This is a genomic window from Treponema pectinovorum (genome assembly GCF_900497595.1).
In the GTDB taxonomy this organism is placed as follows: Bacteria; Spirochaetota; Spirochaetia; order Treponematales; family Treponemataceae; genus Treponema_D; species Treponema_D pectinovorum.
The window spans coordinates 94,483-112,449 of the sequence record NZ_UFQO01000003.1; the positions used below are offsets into that span (position 1 = coordinate 94,483).

The window sequence follows — 17,967 nt, forward strand, 5'->3', positions numbered from 1 at the left end:
AGCACGACTAAATTATATTTAGCCACACTTAATTTTTCGGAGGAAAATAAATGAAAAAAGTTTTTAAAGCTGCCGTTTTTGCAATGGCAGGTCTTATGGCTTTTACTTCTTGCGGCGAAAAATCCGCAGATACAATTAAAATTGGCGCAATAGGTCCTTATTCAGGAGCAGTTGCGGTTTACGGAACAGAATGTATAAACGGAATAAAACTTGCTGCTGAAGAAATAAACAATGCTGGTGGAATTAACGGCAAAAAGATCGAAATAATCAGCGAGGATGACGAAGGAAATCCTGAAAAATCTGTAAATGCTTATAAAAAAATCGTGACAAAGGACAAGGCAAAACTCATCATCGGTTCACTCACTTCTGGCTGTACAATGGCGATAACTTCTTTGGCACAGGCACAAAAAGTTTTGATGATTGCTCCTGCTGCAACAGCACCTGCTATAACAAGTGCTGGCGATTACGTTTTTAGAGCATGCTTTATAGATCCTTTCCAAGGAACTGTTGGTGCTAAATTTGCCCTTGAATCTTTGGGCGTAAAAAAAGCTGCAATTCTTTACGACATTGGAAACGACTATTCATCTGGTTTGACAGAAAATTTTGTAAAAACTTTTACAAATGGTGGCGGAACTATCGTTGCACAGGAATCTTACAGCACTGGCGATAAAGACTTTAACGCTCAACTTACAAAAATAAAAAATGCAAAACCGGATTTTGTCTATCTTCCAGACTATTACGGAACAATTTCGTTGATTGCAAAACAGTTGCGTGCGCAGGGAATAACAACTCCAATCGTTGGGGCAGACGGCTGGGACGGTCTTACAGTAGACGCTGGCGAAGAAGTTTTAAACGGATATTATTCTAATCACTATGCGGCAGATTCCACAGAAGGTGCGGTAAAAACTTTTGTTGACAACTTTAGAGCAAAATACGACGGAAAAACTCCTACCGCTTTTGCAGCACTCGGATACGATGCCGTTTATATGCTTAGAGATTCAATAATAAAAGCAGGCTCCAGCGACAGCACAAAAGTTAGAGATGCTCTTAAAGCACTCGATGGAAACTATGTTACAGGACATCTTACTTTTGACGAAAACAGAAATCCTGTAAAATCTGCAGTAATGGTAAAACTTGTAAAACAAGACGGAAAATTTACCGCTGTATACAATACAACTGTTGAACCGTAAATTTTGAATAAAAAATTGAATTTCTAAATTTTGCACCGAAGGTCAAAAGTCTTTCGGTGTTTTTTTTATTTTATGGGCGGCTTTTTGCTCCATTGCATTCCGCGCCAGTATGATAATTTCTACTTACGCGTAACAGGGCTAACTTTTTATACTCGTTTTGTTTAAAAACGAATTTTTGTATGCGATAAAAAAAATTGTGTGTGTAAATAAAAATTTTTAGCCCTGATTGTAGCGGCGCGCAGCGTTGGCGTTTTTACGCCAATGGAGCGTAAGCGGAACCGCGAAAAGCAGGTTTGACTAGGGCTGTGCTCCTTATTCTCTTGCGATTTACTAAATAGAGGTTTTTCCTTAGAATACTACGGAGAAATTTGACGGAGGATAAGTTTGAACGCCGGATCGATTTTTGTTCAGCAACTTATCAATGGACTTTCTTTGGGAAGTATTTATGCCTTGATTGCCCTTGGTTATACGATGGTTTACGGCATTGTTAAGTTGATAAATTTTGCACATGGCGACGTTATGATGGTTGGCGCTTACGCTGGTTATTTTGTCCTGTGCGCTATGGGAACTACACCCATTGGCATGGTTTGCGCTTTTATTGTTGCTATGATTTTTTGCGGTTTGTTGAGTCTCGTCATTGAAAGACTCGCTTATAGACCTTTGCGCAATAGTCCGAGGCTCAATTCGCTCATTACTGCGATTGCTGTTGAACTTATTTTACAGAACGTTATGAGAATTTTACCGTTTGTTGGACCTGAGCCTCGCTCGTTTCCTACACTGGCTGCTAAAAATTTTAACTTTTGTTTTGGTACGATTTCGAATGTTCAGATTATCGTAATAGTTTTGTCCGCTGCATTGATGATTGTTTTAAACTATGTTGTAAATTATACAAAAACTGGAAAAGCGATGCGTGCTGTAAGTTTTGACCTTGGGGCTTCGAGTTTGATGGGCATCAACATAAACAAAACGATTGCAATCACTTTTGTTATTGGCTCTGTCCTTGCTGGCGCTGGTGGCGTTTTGTATGCAACCGCTTATCCTCAAATTGACCCGATGATGGGCTACATTCCTGGATTAAAGGCCTTTGTTGCGGCGGTTCTTGGAGGTATTGGTTCTATTCCTGGTGCGATGGTTGGTGGAATTATTCTTGGCGTTGCAGAAACTATGGTTAAAGCGTATCTTTCATCTCAATATGCGGATGCAATTTCGTACTGCATTTTGATTGTAATTCTCCTTGTAAAACCTGCTGGACTCTTGGGTAAAAAGATAAGGGTTAAGGTTTAAGGGGGATAAGATGATTAGTTTTAAAACAAAGAATTTTGCAATTCCGTTTGTTGTTGCACTCTGTTCGATTTTGGTTCCGTTTGCTTTGATTAAACTTGGGATTATTGACGCTTATTCTTCGCAGATTTTAACTATGGCAGGCATTAACGCGACGATTGCAATTTCTGTAAATATGGTGAGCGGCATTGTTGGTCAGCTTACTTTGGGGCAATGCGCATTTGAAGCGATTGGCGCTTATTCTGTTATTATTTTTAGTCAGGATTTGGGGCTTCCTATTCCTGTTGCAATGCTCATTGCTCCTTTTATTGCAGCGATTTTTGGTTTTTTAATAGGCTTCCCAACTTTAAAACTCGACGGCGACTATCTTGCGATAGTAACGCTTGCTTTTGGCGAAATTGTTCGCGTTATTTTGATAAATTTAAAATCGATAACAGGCGGCGCAAACGGTAAAAGTTTAAAATACAGTTTTATGCGCGACGATTTGGATTGGGGACCTGCTCTAAGTTATGCGGTTAGTGTTGGAATGCTTATTGTTGTAATAGTTTTATTGCAGAACTTTTTGCGTTCAACTTATGGGCGTGCAATAAAAGCGGTCAGAGAAGATGAAATTGCAGCTAATTCCAACGGAGTAAACATTTTTAAATACAAGATGATGGGTTTTGTAATTGCATCTTTTATTGGCGGTTTGGGCGGTGCGCTTTACGCTCCAATAATTGGCTTTATAAAACCAGACCTCGCTTCGTTTAACAACTCTGTAAATATGCTTATCTTTGTGGTTTTAGGCGGAATGGGCAGCATAAGCGGAACCGTCATTGCGGCGTTTGTGCTTACTTCTGTTCAAGAAGTTTTGCGATTCTTAGGAAATTACAGGCTTTTGTTCTATCCTGTCGTTTTGATTGCTGTAATGCTTTTTAGGCCACAGGGGCTTATGGGAATGAAAGAATTGAGTTTTGTTCACAGCTTTGATTTTTTTAAATCTAAAATAAAAAAATCAAAATCAAATCAAAATGGAAAAACGGGGGAGTAGGTTATGAGCGAAAATGATTTAATCCTTCGTGCAGATGATATTTCTATTGTTTTTGGCGGATTAAAAGCGGTAAGCGGATTTAGTATGGATTTGCACAGAGGCGAACTCGTTGGGCTCATAGGTCCAAATGGTGCGGGCAAGACTACTGTATTCAATATGCTTTCGGGAATTTACACGCCAACAAGCGGCAAAATATCTTTTTTTGACAAGGACGGAAAAGAAAGTCTTGTAAATAAAAAAACTCCAGCAAAGTTGAACCTTTTGGGAATTGCAAGAACTTTTCAGAATATAAGACTTTTTGGAAATCTTTCTGTAAGCGACAATGTAAGGATTGCAATGCACAGTCAAAGGCAGGTAAATCCATTTGACGTTTTGTTCCACACTAAAAGATTTTTAGAAGACGAAAAAATAATGACCATTCGCGTAAGAAAACTCTTAGCGTTGTTTGGGTTGGATAAAAAAGAGGATGAACTTTCTTCTAACTTGCCTTACGGCGAACAACGCAAACTAGAAATTTGTCGTGCGCTTGCGGCAAATCCAACTTTGCTTTTGCTCGACGAACCTGCCGCAGGAATGAATCCGCAGGAAACAAAGGAGCTGATGGATTTAATTTCGTTTATACGGAAAGAATTCAATTTGACAATTCTCTTAATTGAACACGATATGAAACTCGTTATGGGTATTTGCGAGAGGCTTTATGTTTTAAACTATGGACGGGTTTTAGCGAGCGGGCTCCCTTCTGAAATTAAGTCTAATCCGGAAGTTATAAAGGCTTATCTTGGTTCAGAAGCGGACTCTTTGGCGTAGCGATTAGAGTTCATTTTTTTTATGGGAGAAAATATGGCAGATACTATGCTTGAAGTAAAAGATTTGGTTGTAAACTACGGTGCAATTCGTGCTTTAAAAGGAATAAGTTTTGATGTTCAGCAAGGTGAAATCATCTCTCTAATCGGTTCTAATGGAGCAGGAAAAACCACGACTTTGCATTCTCTTTCTAATTTGATAAAAAAGCAGAGCGGTTCTGTTATTTTTAGAGGTGAAGATATTACATCGCTCGCTCCTGCACAAATCGTGTACAGGGGTTTAATCCACGTTCCAGAAGGAAGACGAGTTTTTGCAAATTTGAGCGTAAAAGATAATCTCGAGATGGGTGCATTTATACGAAACGATAAAGCCCAGATAAAAAACGATATGGAAAAAGTTTTTGAACTTTTTCCTAGAATGAAAGAACGATTGCATCAACTGGCAGGAACACTTTCTGGTGGAGAGCAGCAGATGCTTGCGATGGGGCGCGGTTTAATGGCAAATCCAAAACTGCTTTTGCTGGACGAACCGAGCATGGGGCTGGCTCCTATTTTGGTTGATGAAATTTTTGAGATAGTAAAGAAAATAAACGAAGACGGAACAACAATTCTCCTCGTTGAACAAAACGCGTACAAGGCGATGAGCATTGCAGATCGAGTTTACATTTTGGAGACCGGCAACATCGCTTCTTCTGGCGATGCAAAAGATTTAATAAACGACCCTTCTGTAAAAGCTGCCTATCTTGGTGGTTGATTTTTGAATGACTGGGACTTAAAATTATGACTGAGCAAAAAGTATAAAAAAAGGGAGGCTATTATATGAAAGTTAGCGACTTTATGAGCAAAAATCCAATTTACATTTCTCCGGAAACTTCTGTTACAGACGCAAAGGCATTGATGGTTAAAGAAAAAATAAGCAAATTACCAATTCTTGATAAATCAAACAAATTGATTGGAATTGTTACAAAAAACGATCTCTTAAAAGCAGGTCCTTCTAGTGCATCGACCCTGGACATTTACGAATTGGGATATCTTCTTTCAAAACTCAAAGTTGAAAAAATAATGGTAAAAAAAGTAAGAACTGTAGATGCAGACGAAGTTGTTGAAGAGGCCGCAAGAATAATGGCGGACGAAAAAATTGGCTGTCTACCTGTTATGAAAGACAATATCTTAACAGGAATTATTACAGAAGTTGACCTTTTTGGTGCTTTTATAACTATGTTTGGCGCTCGCTATCCTGGAGTTAGAGCCGTTGTTGAATTGGCGGAAAAACCTGGCGAACTTGCGCGCATCGCAGAAGCGGTTGCTGCTAAAAACGGAAATATTGTATCTCTCGTAACTTCTGAAGGTTGCGATGTTTCAAAGAGAACTGTTACGATGAAGATTGGAAATTTAGATTTGCCTGCTGTAAAAGAAATAATCTCTTCTCTTAATATAGAAATTCTTGATATAAGGCAGACAAAATAAACTCCGATTCTTTTTTTTATGGACGGCACAGGCGGACGAGCATTATTTTATATATATGGATGCAACTGTAGAAAAATCAATAACTCGTTTTTTAAGAACTTACGATAAGCCCTTTACAGTCAGCGATGTAAATTCAATTCTTAAATCGTTTGGCGAAAAAATCGATAAGGAAGAAATTTTAGATTTTCTCGACAATGACGACAGGGTTTTGTCTCTTAATGGACGATATTATTTGACTAGAGCAGCTGCTTTTACAGGAATGTATTTTAGTTTTGTTCCAACTCAACAGGAACTCGATCAAACGCTTTTTATTCCTGGCGACAGATGCCTTCCGTTTGTAGATAGCGAAATTCTTTCCTGCCAGTTAAAATTTGTATATAAAGACAAAATCCTTTCTAAAAAAACAATGGAAACAGACTGCAACACAGCAAGGGATTTGTTTACTTTTTTTGGAGATGAATATTCGAGCCAGTATATTGCTGCGGATCCTGTAAATACTGAACTAAATCTTGCAGGTAACAATTTTGAACTTCCTCCCAAGTTAAAGATGACGGGAATCTCGTTAGAAAGAATATTTGAAGATTCTCCTTTAAAAAAAGGCGACAGGATTTTGTGCAAACTTTTAGATTGGGATAAAGGGATTATAGAAATCTGCCCGATACTTGAGCATCAAAAAAATCCGTTCATTTTAAATTCTGAGCTTGATGATAGGCGGCAATGGAATACAATCCTCGAAAATTCTCTTCTTTCCTGTTTTGAAAAAATGGGTCCTTGCAAAAGCATTGAGCAGCAGTTGTGTTTTGCCTTTTTTGAAAGCAAAAAAAATCTTTGCACGAGTGCTTGTGGCTCTATTCACGAGTTTTTAGCGGAATCTAAAAAAATTTCTATGGAACTTTTTGGCGTAGAAACTCGCCTCTGGAAAAAAGGAGAAGATGTACCTGCGGTTGGAAGCTGGAACAAGGATTTTTTAAATTACGGATTGGAAGCGTGCTTTCCATCGATAGAGATGCCTGCCTGTTTGATTGATTGCCTTATAAAAGACCAACTTTATGAAAAAATCGACGATATTTCTATGATTATCAAAAAAGTTTTGCCGGGCGGAATTGAGTTGAGCGAAGATGAAATGGAGTTGTTTACATTGCAAATTATGAGTAGAAGTGCTATATTACGAAAGCATTACAACTGGTTTGCAGATTTTGCAACAGGAGCGCTTCGTCACAAAGCCTTGGACTTGTATTCAAAAGTTGGCGATTTATTCTATGAAATTGCTGGAGTTGGAGACGATATCGAAGAATTTCCTCAACAGGAATTGGTAACTCTTTCTCAACTTTACACTCATATCTCTAGGATTTTGGAGTTGCTTACTGGAAGTGCAGATTGCAAAGAAGACGATAAGCTTGCACTAAAATTATCTCTCGAAGGTATGGAATGCAATTTTGAAGATATCCGCCCAGAACTGATGACCGCTATTGATAAATTCCGTTCAAAGCAATTCAAGGTGATTTAATTTTTTTATTTGCTGGAGGCTTCCTAGATGATTTCTGATATAAATATCGGTGAATATTTGCGCTTGGGTGGTATTTATAAGGATATTGAAGGAGAGACAGCAACAGAGGTGTTCAAATCAATCTGTTCAAAAATTGATTTACCAAAAGAGCTTGCTCCTAGAGTTTTGTACGATGCCCTTTGTGCAAGAGAATCCATTTTGAGCACAGCGGTTGGCAATGGAATTGCAATTCCTCATTCGCAGCATCCTATTTTAAAAGAAGATATAAACCAGAGAATTTATATCTGCCATTTAAAAGAACCGATTGATATGCACGCAATGGACGGTTTGATGGTTCGCACTATGATTATTCCGCTTTCAAGTTCTGTTAAGACTCATTTGCAAATGATTTCTCGCTTAGCACGCCTTTTGGCAAAATCTGATTTTAAAAAAGCACTCGAATTAAAACTTGGAATCGACGAGATTTATCCGTTGACCCAGCTTGATTAGTTTGAGTTCTTAAATATTTTAAGGGGTTTTTTATGGACACAAAAGGAATTGCTGCCGTTGCAAAAACGATTCGCAGCCTGTCAATCGATGCCATCCAGAAAGCAAAATCGGGTCATCCCGGACTCCCTCTTGGATGCGCTGAACTTGCTGCTGTTTTGTACGGAGAGGTTCTAAAACACAATCCTGCCAACTCAAAATGGGCAGATAGAGATCGCTTTGTTCTTTCGGCTGGACACGGCTCTATGTTGCTGTATTCAATTTTGTATTTGAGTGGTTATAAGGTAAGTTTAGAAGATATTAAGAATTTTCGACAGATTGGTTCACTTTGTCCGGGACATCCAGAATATGGTTGCACTGACGGTGTAGAAAATACTTCTGGACCTCTTGGTCAGGGAATTGCGATTGCTGTTGGCATGGCGATGGCCGAAACTATCCAAGCGCAAAAATACAACACAAAAAATCATAAAATCGTAGACCATTACACTTATGCCCTTTGCGGCGAAGGCTGTCTTGAAGAAGGAGTTTCTTCTGAAGCATCATCTTTTGCGGGACATAATAAACTTGGCAAACTTATTGTCTTTTACGACCAGAATAAAATTTCAATCGACGGGTCTACGGACATAACTTTTACAGAAGATATCGGAAAGCGTTACGAAGCTTATGGCTGGCAAGTTTTAAAAGGCGATATGTACAATGTAAAAGGTCTTTTAAAATTGATTGAAAAAGCAAAAAAATGCACAGATAAACCTTCGCTCATAATGTTGCGTTCTGTGATTGGTAAATTTGCACCAAAAGAAGGAACAGCTTCTGTTCACGGTGAGCCACTTGGCGACGAAGACGTTGCTGCAACGAAAAAGAATTTGGGAATAAATCCTTCTGAATTTTTTTATGTAGACCCAGACAGCTTAAGATACTTTAACGATAAAAAAGAAATTTTTGCAAGATTTGAATCGGATTGGAATAAGGATTTTGAAGAGTGGGAGAAAGAAAATCCTGAACTTGCAAAATCTTGGAAAGCGTCTTATGAAGGAATCCCTGATGGGCAGTCGGAGGAAAAATCCTACAAAGCAGGCGATAACGTTGCAACGAGAACTGCAAGTGGAGATATGATAAGCGCCCTCGGTCTAAAATATTCATACCTTGTAGGCGGCAGTGCAGATTTAAAAGGTTCAAATAAGTCTGGAATGAAGTGCGACGGTGGAACTTATTCTCCAGAAAATCGAAGTGGACGTTCAATCGAATACGGAATTCGAGAATTTGGCATGGCAAGCGAAGCGCTTGGAATGTGCGTTCACAGCGGAATTCGCCCATTTGTTGCAACATATCTGGTTTTTAGCGATTATATGCGCCCTTCCATAAGATTGGCAGCGATAATGAAGCAGCCTGTAATCTATATTTTGACCCACGATTCTATTTTTGTAGGCGAAGACGGTGCAACACATCAACCAATAGAGCATTTGGCCGCTTTGCGTGCAATTCCGAATGTTCAGGTTTTAAGACCAGGAGATGCCGAGGAAACTGTTGCCGCCTGGAATATAGCAATGCAAAGCAACGACCATCCTGTGATTTTGGCATTGACAAGGCAAAATGTTCCTGTTTACGAAAAAGAAGATTCGCACTGGAAAGAAAACATAAAAAAAGGTGCTTATGTTGTAAAAGGCTTGAACGAGCAGCCTGACTTTACAATCGTCGCTACAGGTTCTGAAGTAAATATGGCTTTAGAAGTTTGCAAAATGGTTGAAGGAAAAAAAGTTCGCGTCGTTTCTATGATTGATAAAAAACTTTTTGAAGAGCAAGATGAAGATTTTAAAAATAAAATCTTAGGCGGAGCTAAACGAGTTTTTGTTGTGGAAGCTGGATGTTCTTGCGGATGGGAAGGAATTGCCACGAGTAAAAAAGAGCTTTTCACAATCGACCGTTTTGGAGAATCAGGTCCTGCAAAGGAAGTTGCAAAATCTCTAGGCTTTACAGCAGAAAATCTTGCAAAATTGATAAGCGAATAAGCATTTCGTAAGGTAAGATTTTTTATCTAAATAAAAAAGGTTGCTTCAAACGGAAAAAATGTTTGGCAACCTTTTTTTTATTTTAAATTTTTTGTAAAAACCGATGGACGATTTTTCCCCACCGTTTATTTTTGCCTTTGTTTTTTGCTCAAGTAAAAGCTCAATACTCCAAGTAAAATTCCGCCTAAAATCATAAGCATACACAGGATTTGCCCTGTCGAAATATTTAAAAGAGAAGTGTTTAAATACAAGGGTGCGTTAGTTTCTTGTGAGATTCTGTAGCCTATGTCTGCGTCTGGCTCTCTAAAATATTCAATTACAAATCTAAAAAGTCCGTATCCTGCGGTGTATATTGCAGCAAGGAATCCGTCGAACGGCTTTTTTTTGCGAAGTAAAAATATTATTGCAAACAGAACCAAACCTTCAAAAATTGCTTCGTAGAGTTGACTTGGATGTCGTGGCAGGTTTACAAGTGTAGAAGTTACAGAAAGTCCGCATTTTTGTGCAAACTCTTTTACCCATGGGATTGAAGAAGAGAATCGCTCTGCACCAGGAAAAATTGTTCCCCATGGCATTGTCGTTATTCTTCCGTATAATTCTCCGTTCAGATAATTGCCGAGTCTTCCAAAAGTGTAACCCAAAGGAATTGCTGTAACCATAGCGTCAATCCATTTTAGAGTTGGGCGTTTGTTTTTTTTGCACCAAAAGATCATTCCCAAAAGTCCACCAATAAAACCGCCGTGGTAACTCATACCAGCTAAGCCTGTAAATTGTCCGGTTGAGCTAAAAGGCCAAAATATGAGCCAAGGTTTTTGGTAGTAAATGCCAGAAGTGTCGTATACTAAAGTCGAAAAAATCCTTGCACCTACAAGCAAAAAAACGATTCCTGTTGCAATAAAACTAAATATATCATCTTCTGTTGTTTTTACGAGAGTTCCGTCTTTGCGCGTAAAATCCAACGAGCCTTCTTTCATCAATTTTTTCAAAATCAAAAAAGCGGTTCCAAAAGCAAAAATATACATAAGTCCATACCAGCGTATCAGCCCTAAAATCGGAACTCCGGGAAAAATTTCTGGCTTAATCCAAGAAGGATAATTGATATAAAGCGGTAAAAAATTCATTTTCGTATCCTAAAATTTATATTGCGTAAATTTTTCAAACTTTAAAGCCCTGAGAAGCGGCTTTTACAAGTTTTGATTTTAACAAAAGGTTTTCTTTTTTTAGTTGAGTAATTTCGTATTGTTGGGTTTTTATCGTTTCTGCAAGTTCGCCCATGCTCAACGCTCCAGTTCCAACCAAATCTTCTATATATGAAAGTTTTTGAGAATAATCGTCGTTTGCTTCTTCAGAAGTCAATTCGTAAGTTGAATCTAAATTCAAATCTCCAAAGTTGTCTCCAAATTTAATCGTTTCGCTTTGGAGGATTTTTTCTGCAATCCTGTAAATTGCCTGGCTTATTACAGAATTTGGTTTATAAACTACAACTGGCAAGCGAGAAGAAAGTGCCTTGTCTTGCAAGCTGTCCCTGTAGATAACTCCCAAAGATTCTACGTCGAGTCCTAAATATTGTTGACAGGAACGACGGATTTTTAGAGCTTTGTCGGCATCCTTTGGTTCGTCAATCATATTCATGACAAGTCTGGGATGGAATTGTTTCATTCTCTCTTCAAAAACTGCAGTACTTGTTGGGTCGACCTGTTTTAGAGTTTCTATGAGTTTTGGAATGTAAAGGCGCTGAAGAGATGCAGAGTCATTTTTTAATTTTTCAAGATATTTTGCAGCGTCGCTGTCTTTTTTGAACGAGGTTGCCATCAATCTAAATACAATATTCTTTAAAAAAAGGTATCCGTTTAAAGTTGCTGTAACCGTCGGCGCACTTACGACGATTCCTTGTGGAGAAAGCAAAAATAAATCGAGAATTGTAAGATGGGTTCCTGCTCCCAAGTCTATTATCAGATAGTCGCAGTCGAGAGAGCGCAATTTTTTTATAAGACTGTTTTTTTGAAACGCTTTTATTGAACTTAAGCCTGGAATTTCAGAATCGCCAGCGATGAATGAAACATTTTCGTATTCGGTCTTTTGTATTATTTCGTCAAAAGTTGATTCGCCGGTCAAAAGTGTTCCAATTCCTTTTTTTGGAGCGGCTTGCCCAATTACAAGATGAAGGTTTGACGCTCCTAAATCTAAATCGGCAAGTATTACTTTTTTACCCGCTTGCCCCAAGGTTATTGCAAGATTTGCAGAAAGGAGGCTTTTTCCAACTCCGCCTTTACCGCTTGCTACAGGAATTATTTGCATACGCTATTGTAACATAGTCAGTTCATAAAATATAGTGGGGGTGTTTTTATGTTGTTAATAGATGTTTTTGAAAATATGCGCCCTCCTATGCGTCCTCCTATGCGCCAAGGTTTCTATTGCGTTAAAATCTGTTGAAGTCTAAAATGAATCCCATGAAAAAATTATCGCACTTGTTTAATGTGACCGCTGTTTTTTTGTTTTCGGCCATATTTGCTTCCCAGTGTTTTGCACAATCTGCAACCTCGTCTTCTGAAATAAACAAAAAATCCCAACAATATATGGAAATGATGAACGGAGTTTTTGACTTTGTTCAGCGCAATTATGTTGACGAAGTTGACCCAGAAGCTTTATATCACGGTGCTTTAAAAGGAATGTTAGAGGCATTGAACGACCCTTACACGCTCTACCTTGATAGTTCAACTTTTAGAAGTTTAAATGATACGACAAAGGGAAATTTTGGTGGGGTTGGACTTTCAATTTCAAAACCTATGGAATCGACTTCAGAAAAACCAGCTTATGTCGAAGTTGCTTCTCCAGTCGAAGATACGCCTGGTTTTAGAGCAGGAATTTTGGCAGGCGATTTTATAATAAGCGCAGACGGCGTTGATACTTCAACTATAACTATGGATCAAGTTTTGGATATTTTGAGAGGGCCAGTAGGCGAAAAAGTTGACCTTGTTATTCGTCGTGGTAAAAATATAGAATTTCCAGTAACGCTTACTCGTGCAATAATCGAAGTTCCAACCGTAAAATACGGAATCATAAAAGAAGCAAAAAAAGTCGGAACTGTGGGCTATATGAGAATTATAGAATTTACTCCGCAGACCGCAGAGCGAGTTCAGCAGGCTTTGGACGCTTTTCAAAAAGAGCAAATTTCATCGTTAATAATAGATTTAAGAAACAATCCAGGCGGTTTAATAACTTCTGTATATGCGGTTGCCGACAAATTTATTGATAATGGACCAATAGTTTCTACAAAGAGCCGCCTTGCTTTTGAAAATTCGGTTTTTACAGCAAGCCCAAAAAAGACGACTTTTCCAAAAGGAATTCCAATCGTAGTTCTTATAAATAAAGGTTCAGCCTCTGCCTCTGAAATTCTTTCTGGTGCTCTAAAAGACAATCACCTTGCATATCTTGTTGGGCAACGCACTTATGGGAAGGGCTCTGTTCAGCAGGTTTTGCCACTTTCTTCTACAGATGGAATAAAAATTACGATGGCGCGTTATTATACTCCGAGCGACACCAATATCGACAAAATCGGAATTCCGCCAGATAAGGAAGTTCTTTTTCCTGAATTAAACGAAGAAGGCGAAAAACAATATACACAACTTTTAAAAAGCGATGAAGTTTCAAAATATGTGGAATCGCACAAAGATATGACGGAGGCGCAGATTGCTCAGTATGCAAAAGTTTTAAAAGCAAAGTATACAGAGATTGAACTTTCAAGCCTTAGAAAGATAATCCGAAACGAAGTTAACCGCACAAAAGGAACTCTCCTTTATGATTTGGATTGGGATATTCAGTTGAACGCGGCTTTGGATATTTTGACGTTGTCTAAGGATGAATTTTCAAAACTCGTATTAAGCACAAAAACTTTAAAAGAACTTCAGCAAGAAGCGTCTGCAAATGAAGAATCTTTAAAGAATGAAAAAAAATAAATTAGAATGCGACAGTTTATCTCTTGCGTAAGTCCAAACAGCGAAGGCCTCGTAAAAATTTCTGGCAAGGATTATAAGTATTTGGCTCAAGTTTTGCGTCTTACCACTGGAGATATGATTTGTCTTAGAATTCCTGACGGTTCACTTTTGGATGCTACTGTTTCTAAAATCGACGAAAAAGATAAACATTTAATTCTACAAGTTTGCAATCCGTCTTTTCCTTTAAAAAAAGGTGAAAATCAAAGCGAATATGAAAGCCAAACCGATTTTTATCTTTTTCAATTTATGCCAAAAAGTTCAAAGATGGATTTTATTTTAAGACAGGCGGTTGAATGCGGTGTCAAAAAATTGATTCCTGTTATTGGTGAATTTTGCGAATCGTATACTGCCGAAAAAAAATTCAAAAACGACCGTTATGAGCGTATAATAAAAGAGGCTCGCCAACAAAGTGGGAGTCCAATCGCAACTGAAATTCTACAACCTTTAACGCTTGAAGATGCTTGTAATGTTTGGAATGAAATTTCGGAAGGAGATAAAGAAAAATCGTTTGCTTGCGTGCTTTATGAGCGAAGTTTAAAGACAAAAAATCTGTACGAAGCGCTTGTAAATTTTAAAGCGATAAGGCATTGTGCAATTTTTTGTGGTGCCGAAGGTGGAATAAGCCCCAAAGAGATAGATTTTTTCCTTGAAAAAGGGATTATTCCAATTCATTTTGAAACTAATATTTTGCGTTGCGAAACCGCAGCACTTTACGGCACTGCTTGTTTGCAATCTGCAATAACAGGAAAAAAATTATGGAAAACGACGAGTTTATAAATGAAGAACAAAATTCTTTTAAAAGTAAAATAAAAAGAATAAATATAGTAGGTGTGCCAGTTGACGTCTGTAAAAACGAAGACATGGACGATGTTATACTTGAAATTTTGGCAAAACCAGGTCCAAAGCAGATTGTTTTTCTATCCATTTGGGATCTTTTAAAAGGGCGCAATCAAAAAAAATCCTTTAGTCAATATTTAAAAACTGCGGATTTGATTTTGCCAATATCGTTGAGCCTCATAAAAGGAGCACGTTTTCTAAAAAAAGACATTCCTGTGCGCTACAATCCTTTTAAAGCGGTCATAACGATTCTTTCTTCAATGGAAAATCATTATAAATCGCTTTTTTTGCTCGGCGGAAGAAAAAAATCCTTGCAACTTGCAGAGCGAAATGTACGAGAAACTTTTCCTGAACTACAGATTGTCGGGCGTTATGTTGGCTACCATTCAAAAAAAGTTGAAGAAGATATCGTGCAGGCAATCTACAAATCTTCGCCCTCGCTTGTAATTGTTAGCGAAGGCATAAAAGAAAAAAATCTTTGGGCATACAACCACAGAAATGAATTTTCTTCGAGCATTTTTTTGTATTACAAAGACTGCATTGGAATTTTTTCTGAAAGGTTAAAACGCGTAAAAGAAACAACTTTTGATAAAGGCCTTGAGATTTGGCCAGAAATCTTACGGAATCCTCTAAAGCTGTTTTTGTTTTTTCCTTTTATCCGTTATATAATCCTTTTAGTTTGGTACAGGCTTTTTAAAAAGAACTCATAGAGTTTTAGTTTTGAATTCAAAAGTTTTGGTTTTCTCTGATGATGAGAAATTTGTGGAGTTGTGCAACAGTTTTTTTACAGCAAGCGATTTTTTTTCGTGTGTGGATGATTTTTCTTTTTTAGAAGAAATCCTAAATTCTAATGAAAAGCAGATAGTTCTGGCAGATTTTTATTTTTCAAAAAATATGCAGATTCTTTCCAAACTGCGAATTCAAAATAATAATTCTGTTTTTATACTTTCGAGCAAAATCGAAGAATTTGAAAAACTCCCAAATTATGTTATTCAAATTCCGTTTGGCTTTTCAAAAATTCTGTCGAAAGTTTCCATTAACCAAAATAGCGAAGAATTTAAATGTGAAGAAAATCACATACTCTCGGCTTTATGTGGTTCTTCAACTGCGATGAAAAAAGTTCGTCAACAAATACTCGAGGCGTCTTCATGCAATGCGAGCGTGCTTTTTACCGGCGAGAGCGGAACTGGAAAATCTTTGGCTGCCGTAGTTTTGCACAGTTTAAGCATGCGAGGAAAATCTGCAAAAAAACTTGTTACAGAAAATATCGCTGCAATTTCTCCTAGTTTGATAGAAAGTGAACTTTTTGGAGTTGCGTTTGGTGCGTACACAGATGCAGGCAAAGGGAGGGAAGGACTTATATGCAGTGCAGATGGCGGTTCTCTTTTTTTAGATGAAATTGGAGAGTTGGATTTTTCGATTCAAGCGAAACTTTTGCTTGCCGTCCAGGAAAGAAAAATTCGCCATGTCGGCAGCGACACAAGCAAAAATGTTGACGTTAGATTTATCTTTGCGACAAATCAAAACTTAGAGCAAAAAATTTTTGAAAAACAGTTTAGAGCGGATTTGTACTATAGGATAAGCGAAATGAAAATTCATCTGCCGCCCCTTAGAGAGCATCTTGAAGATATTGAAGAAATCGCTGAGCAATATTTTAAAAGCGTAAATTCTTCTCAAAAATTTTCTTCGCAGGCTCTTTCAAAATTAAAAGATTATGATTGGCCTGGAAACGTGCGGGAGCTTATGCAGTGCTTTGCCAGTTGCCAGCGGCGTTGTAAAAGTCAAATAATCGGTCCAGAATTTATTGATTTTTAGAGGCTAGACCTGATATTTTAGTAAAAATTTTTTCTATATAAGCCGCTTCGCCTTCGCTTAAAGCCGCTCTGGAAAAAACGCCTTTCCAGAAATTTTCCATATCGGTTTGTCCTGCGATTTTAAAAAATCCAATGCTTTTTAAATTTTCAGAAATCGTGCTTACAGTTTTTTCAAGCCGCTCGATTGTTACAGGCGTGTAACCTGGACTTGAAGATTTTTCTTCTCTAAAAAGATGATAGGAAATTATTTGAACAGCATGTGAAAGATTTAAAGATGGAAATGTCTGAGAAGTCGGAATTGTAACACCCATCGTGCATTCTAAAAATTCTTCGTCTGTAAGTCCTGTTCTTTCGTTTCCAAAAACGACCGCAACTTTTTGACCTTCAAAATCCTTTGTGCCTGTTATTCGACTTGAAATTTTTGCAAATTCCTCTGGAAGTAGAAGTTTATCTTTCCTTTTTTTGCCTCTGCGGCGCGTTGTACCTGCTACAAGTGCGCAATCTTTTGTCGCCTGTGAAATTGAATCAAAAAATTTCGCTTCGTTCCAGATTTTTCCAGCATGTAAGGCAAGTCTTCTAACATGTTCATCGTCAAAGTCTTCTCGTTTTGCGATAATTCGAAGTTCGCTTATGTTGTTGTTTGCCATAGCCCTGCAAACTGCGCCTACGTTGCGACTTTCTTCTGGGCGAGCAAGTGCAATGACAATTTTTTTTAGATTCATCTTATCCTCGGCATAAAAGTCTACTTCTTTTTTTTACTTTACGCTAGAATACTCTAATGAACGCTTTTGAAGGAAAAACTGCTGTTGTAATTGGTGGGTCTGGCGGAATAGGTTTTGAAATTTCAAAAATGCTTTTAAAAAACGGAGCAAAAGTTGTTCTGCATGGAAAATCCCGCGAAAAACTTTCATCTGTAAAAAAGATGCTGAAAAGCGAATTGCAGATAAGCGATGAAAAAATTGAAACTGAAGCTTTTGATTTTTTTTGTGTGAAGCCTTCGTTTTTAGGCGAATTTGAAAATTCTTCGCTGAGAGAAAAAGTTGAGAATGCCGATATCCTGTGCGTTTGTTTTGGCCCTTTTTTGCAAAAATCTATAGAGAAGATGACGGCTCTTGATTGGCAGCGTCTTGCTTTGTTAGACTACGCTTTGCCTGGAAGCCTTGTGAGTGCAGCTCTCCCAAAAATGATGAAAAAGAATTGGGGAAAAATTCTCTTGTTTGGGGGGACTGGAACATTTTTTAGAAGCGAATACAAAACAAATGCAGCGTATGCAGGTGCAAAAACTGGACTTTGCACGCTTGTTCAATCTGTGGCGGCGTTTTATGCAAAGTATGGAATTGCTTGCAATGCGATTCTTCCGGGATTTGTGGAAACTGAGTATCTTGATGATGAAACAATCCGCCAGCTTAAAGAAAAAATGCCTGAAAAAACTCTTATATCGCCAGAAAATATTGCGGCAAATGCGGAGTTTTTGCTTTTAAATCGGGATTTAAACGGAGTTTTGTTGAGAGTTGACCGTGGATGGAGCCCTTTGGCGAACTAAAATTAATA

At 38.0% G+C, this 17,967-nt stretch carries 17 protein-coding genes; 14 read left to right on the plus strand and 3 right to left on the minus strand.

Features of this window, described 5'->3' with window-relative positions:
* The first annotated feature begins 50 nt into the window (after window positions 1-50).
* The 9 genes from FXX65_RS05155 to tkt all read left to right on the plus strand — a co-directional run bounded on the left by FXX65_RS05155 (window position 51) and on the right by tkt (window position 9,770).
* Window positions 51-1,190, plus strand: coding sequence for an ABC transporter substrate-binding protein (locus FXX65_RS05155; RefSeq protein ID WP_147615371.1), 1,140 nt, complete (start codon window positions 51-53; stop codon window positions 1,188-1,190).
* 384 nt (window positions 1,191-1,574) lie between these two features.
* Window positions 1,575-2,474, plus strand: a complete 900-nt coding sequence (locus FXX65_RS05160) for a branched-chain amino acid ABC transporter permease (protein WP_147615372.1) — start codon at window positions 1,575-1,577, stop codon at window positions 2,472-2,474.
* A gap of 10 nt (window positions 2,475-2,484) precedes the next feature.
* Window positions 2,485-3,501 carry a branched-chain amino acid ABC transporter permease gene (locus FXX65_RS05165; protein WP_147613165.1) on the plus strand — a complete coding sequence of 339 codons (1,017 nt, stop codon included), beginning with the start codon at window positions 2,485-2,487 and terminating at the stop codon, window positions 3,499-3,501.
* A gap of 3 nt (window positions 3,502-3,504) precedes the next feature.
* Entirely contained in the window at window positions 3,505-4,308 is an 804-nt protein-coding gene (locus FXX65_RS05170) for an ABC transporter ATP-binding protein (protein ID WP_147613164.1), read from the plus strand.
* Window positions 4,309-4,353: 45 nt separating this feature from the next.
* Entirely contained in the window at window positions 4,354-5,058 is a 705-nt protein-coding gene (locus FXX65_RS05175; protein ID WP_147615644.1) for an ABC transporter ATP-binding protein, read from the plus strand.
* Window positions 5,059-5,123: 65 nt separating this feature from the next.
* Window positions 5,124-5,771 (plus strand): CBS and ACT domain-containing protein, encoded by a 648-nt coding sequence (locus FXX65_RS05180; RefSeq protein WP_147613163.1) that lies wholly within the window; start codon window positions 5,124-5,126, stop codon window positions 5,769-5,771.
* Between the two features lie 55 nt (window positions 5,772-5,826).
* Window positions 5,827-7,278 (plus strand): hypothetical protein, encoded by a 1,452-nt coding sequence (locus FXX65_RS05185; RefSeq protein WP_147615373.1) that lies wholly within the window; start codon window positions 5,827-5,829, stop codon window positions 7,276-7,278.
* A 27-nt stretch (window positions 7,279-7,305) separates the two neighbouring features.
* Entirely contained in the window at window positions 7,306-7,767 is a 462-nt protein-coding gene (locus tag FXX65_RS05190) for a PTS sugar transporter subunit IIA (RefSeq protein WP_147615374.1), read from the plus strand.
* A gap of 32 nt (window positions 7,768-7,799) precedes the next feature.
* Window positions 7,800-9,770, plus strand: a complete 1,971-nt coding sequence (gene tkt / locus FXX65_RS05195) for a transketolase (RefSeq protein ID WP_147615375.1) — start codon at window positions 7,800-7,802, stop codon at window positions 9,768-9,770.
* A gap of 125 nt (window positions 9,771-9,895) precedes the next feature.
* On the opposite strand, the gene lgt is transcribed toward tkt, so the two are convergent.
* Both lgt and FXX65_RS05205 read right to left on the minus strand, forming a co-directional pair.
* Complete coding sequence (gene lgt / locus FXX65_RS05200; protein ID WP_147615376.1) at window positions 9,896-10,891, minus strand: prolipoprotein diacylglyceryl transferase; 996 nt, start codon at window positions 10,889-10,891, stop codon at window positions 9,896-9,898.
* A 34-nt stretch (window positions 10,892-10,925) separates the two neighbouring features.
* A complete protein-coding gene (locus FXX65_RS05205; protein WP_147615377.1) occupies window positions 10,926-12,068 on the minus strand; it encodes a nucleotide-binding protein in 1,143 nt (380 codons plus the stop codon).
* Window positions 12,069-12,220: 152 nt separating this feature from the next.
* Between FXX65_RS05205 and FXX65_RS05210 the strand changes: the two genes are divergently transcribed.
* From FXX65_RS05210 to FXX65_RS05225, 4 genes are read left to right on the plus strand one after another with little or no spacing between them, the layout of a single operon-like run.
* Window positions 12,221-13,726, plus strand: coding sequence for a S41 family peptidase (locus tag FXX65_RS05210; RefSeq protein ID WP_187116224.1), 1,506 nt, complete (start codon window positions 12,221-12,223; stop codon window positions 13,724-13,726).
* Between the two features lie 6 nt (window positions 13,727-13,732).
* Window positions 13,733-14,542, plus strand: coding sequence for an RsmE family RNA methyltransferase (locus FXX65_RS05215; RefSeq protein ID WP_147615379.1), 810 nt, complete (start codon window positions 13,733-13,735; stop codon window positions 14,540-14,542).
* On the plus strand, window positions 14,521-15,312 hold the full coding sequence (locus FXX65_RS05220) for a WecB/TagA/CpsF family glycosyltransferase (protein WP_147615380.1): 792 nt from the start codon (window positions 14,521-14,523) through the stop codon (window positions 15,310-15,312). Before FXX65_RS05215 ends, FXX65_RS05220 begins: the two co-directional genes overlap by 22 nt.
* A gap of 10 nt (window positions 15,313-15,322) precedes the next feature.
* A complete protein-coding gene (locus FXX65_RS05225; RefSeq protein WP_147615381.1) occupies window positions 15,323-16,417 on the plus strand; it encodes a sigma-54-dependent transcriptional regulator in 1,095 nt (364 codons plus the stop codon).
* Here FXX65_RS05225 and FXX65_RS05230 read toward each other — a convergent pair.
* The gene (locus FXX65_RS05230) at window positions 16,404-17,138 is read right to left on the minus strand and encodes an RNA methyltransferase (protein ID WP_147615382.1); all 735 of its coding nucleotides are present in this window, start codon (window positions 17,136-17,138) and stop codon (window positions 16,404-16,406) included. The two genes, FXX65_RS05225 and FXX65_RS05230, sit on opposite strands and share 14 nt — an antisense overlap.
* A gap of 56 nt (window positions 17,139-17,194) precedes the next feature.
* Here FXX65_RS05230 and FXX65_RS05235 point away from each other — a divergent pair, with 56 nt between their 5' ends.
* Complete coding sequence (locus tag FXX65_RS05235) at window positions 17,195-17,959, plus strand: SDR family NAD(P)-dependent oxidoreductase (protein ID WP_147615383.1); 765 nt, start codon at window positions 17,195-17,197, stop codon at window positions 17,957-17,959.
* Window positions 17,960-17,967 lie beyond the last annotated feature (8 nt).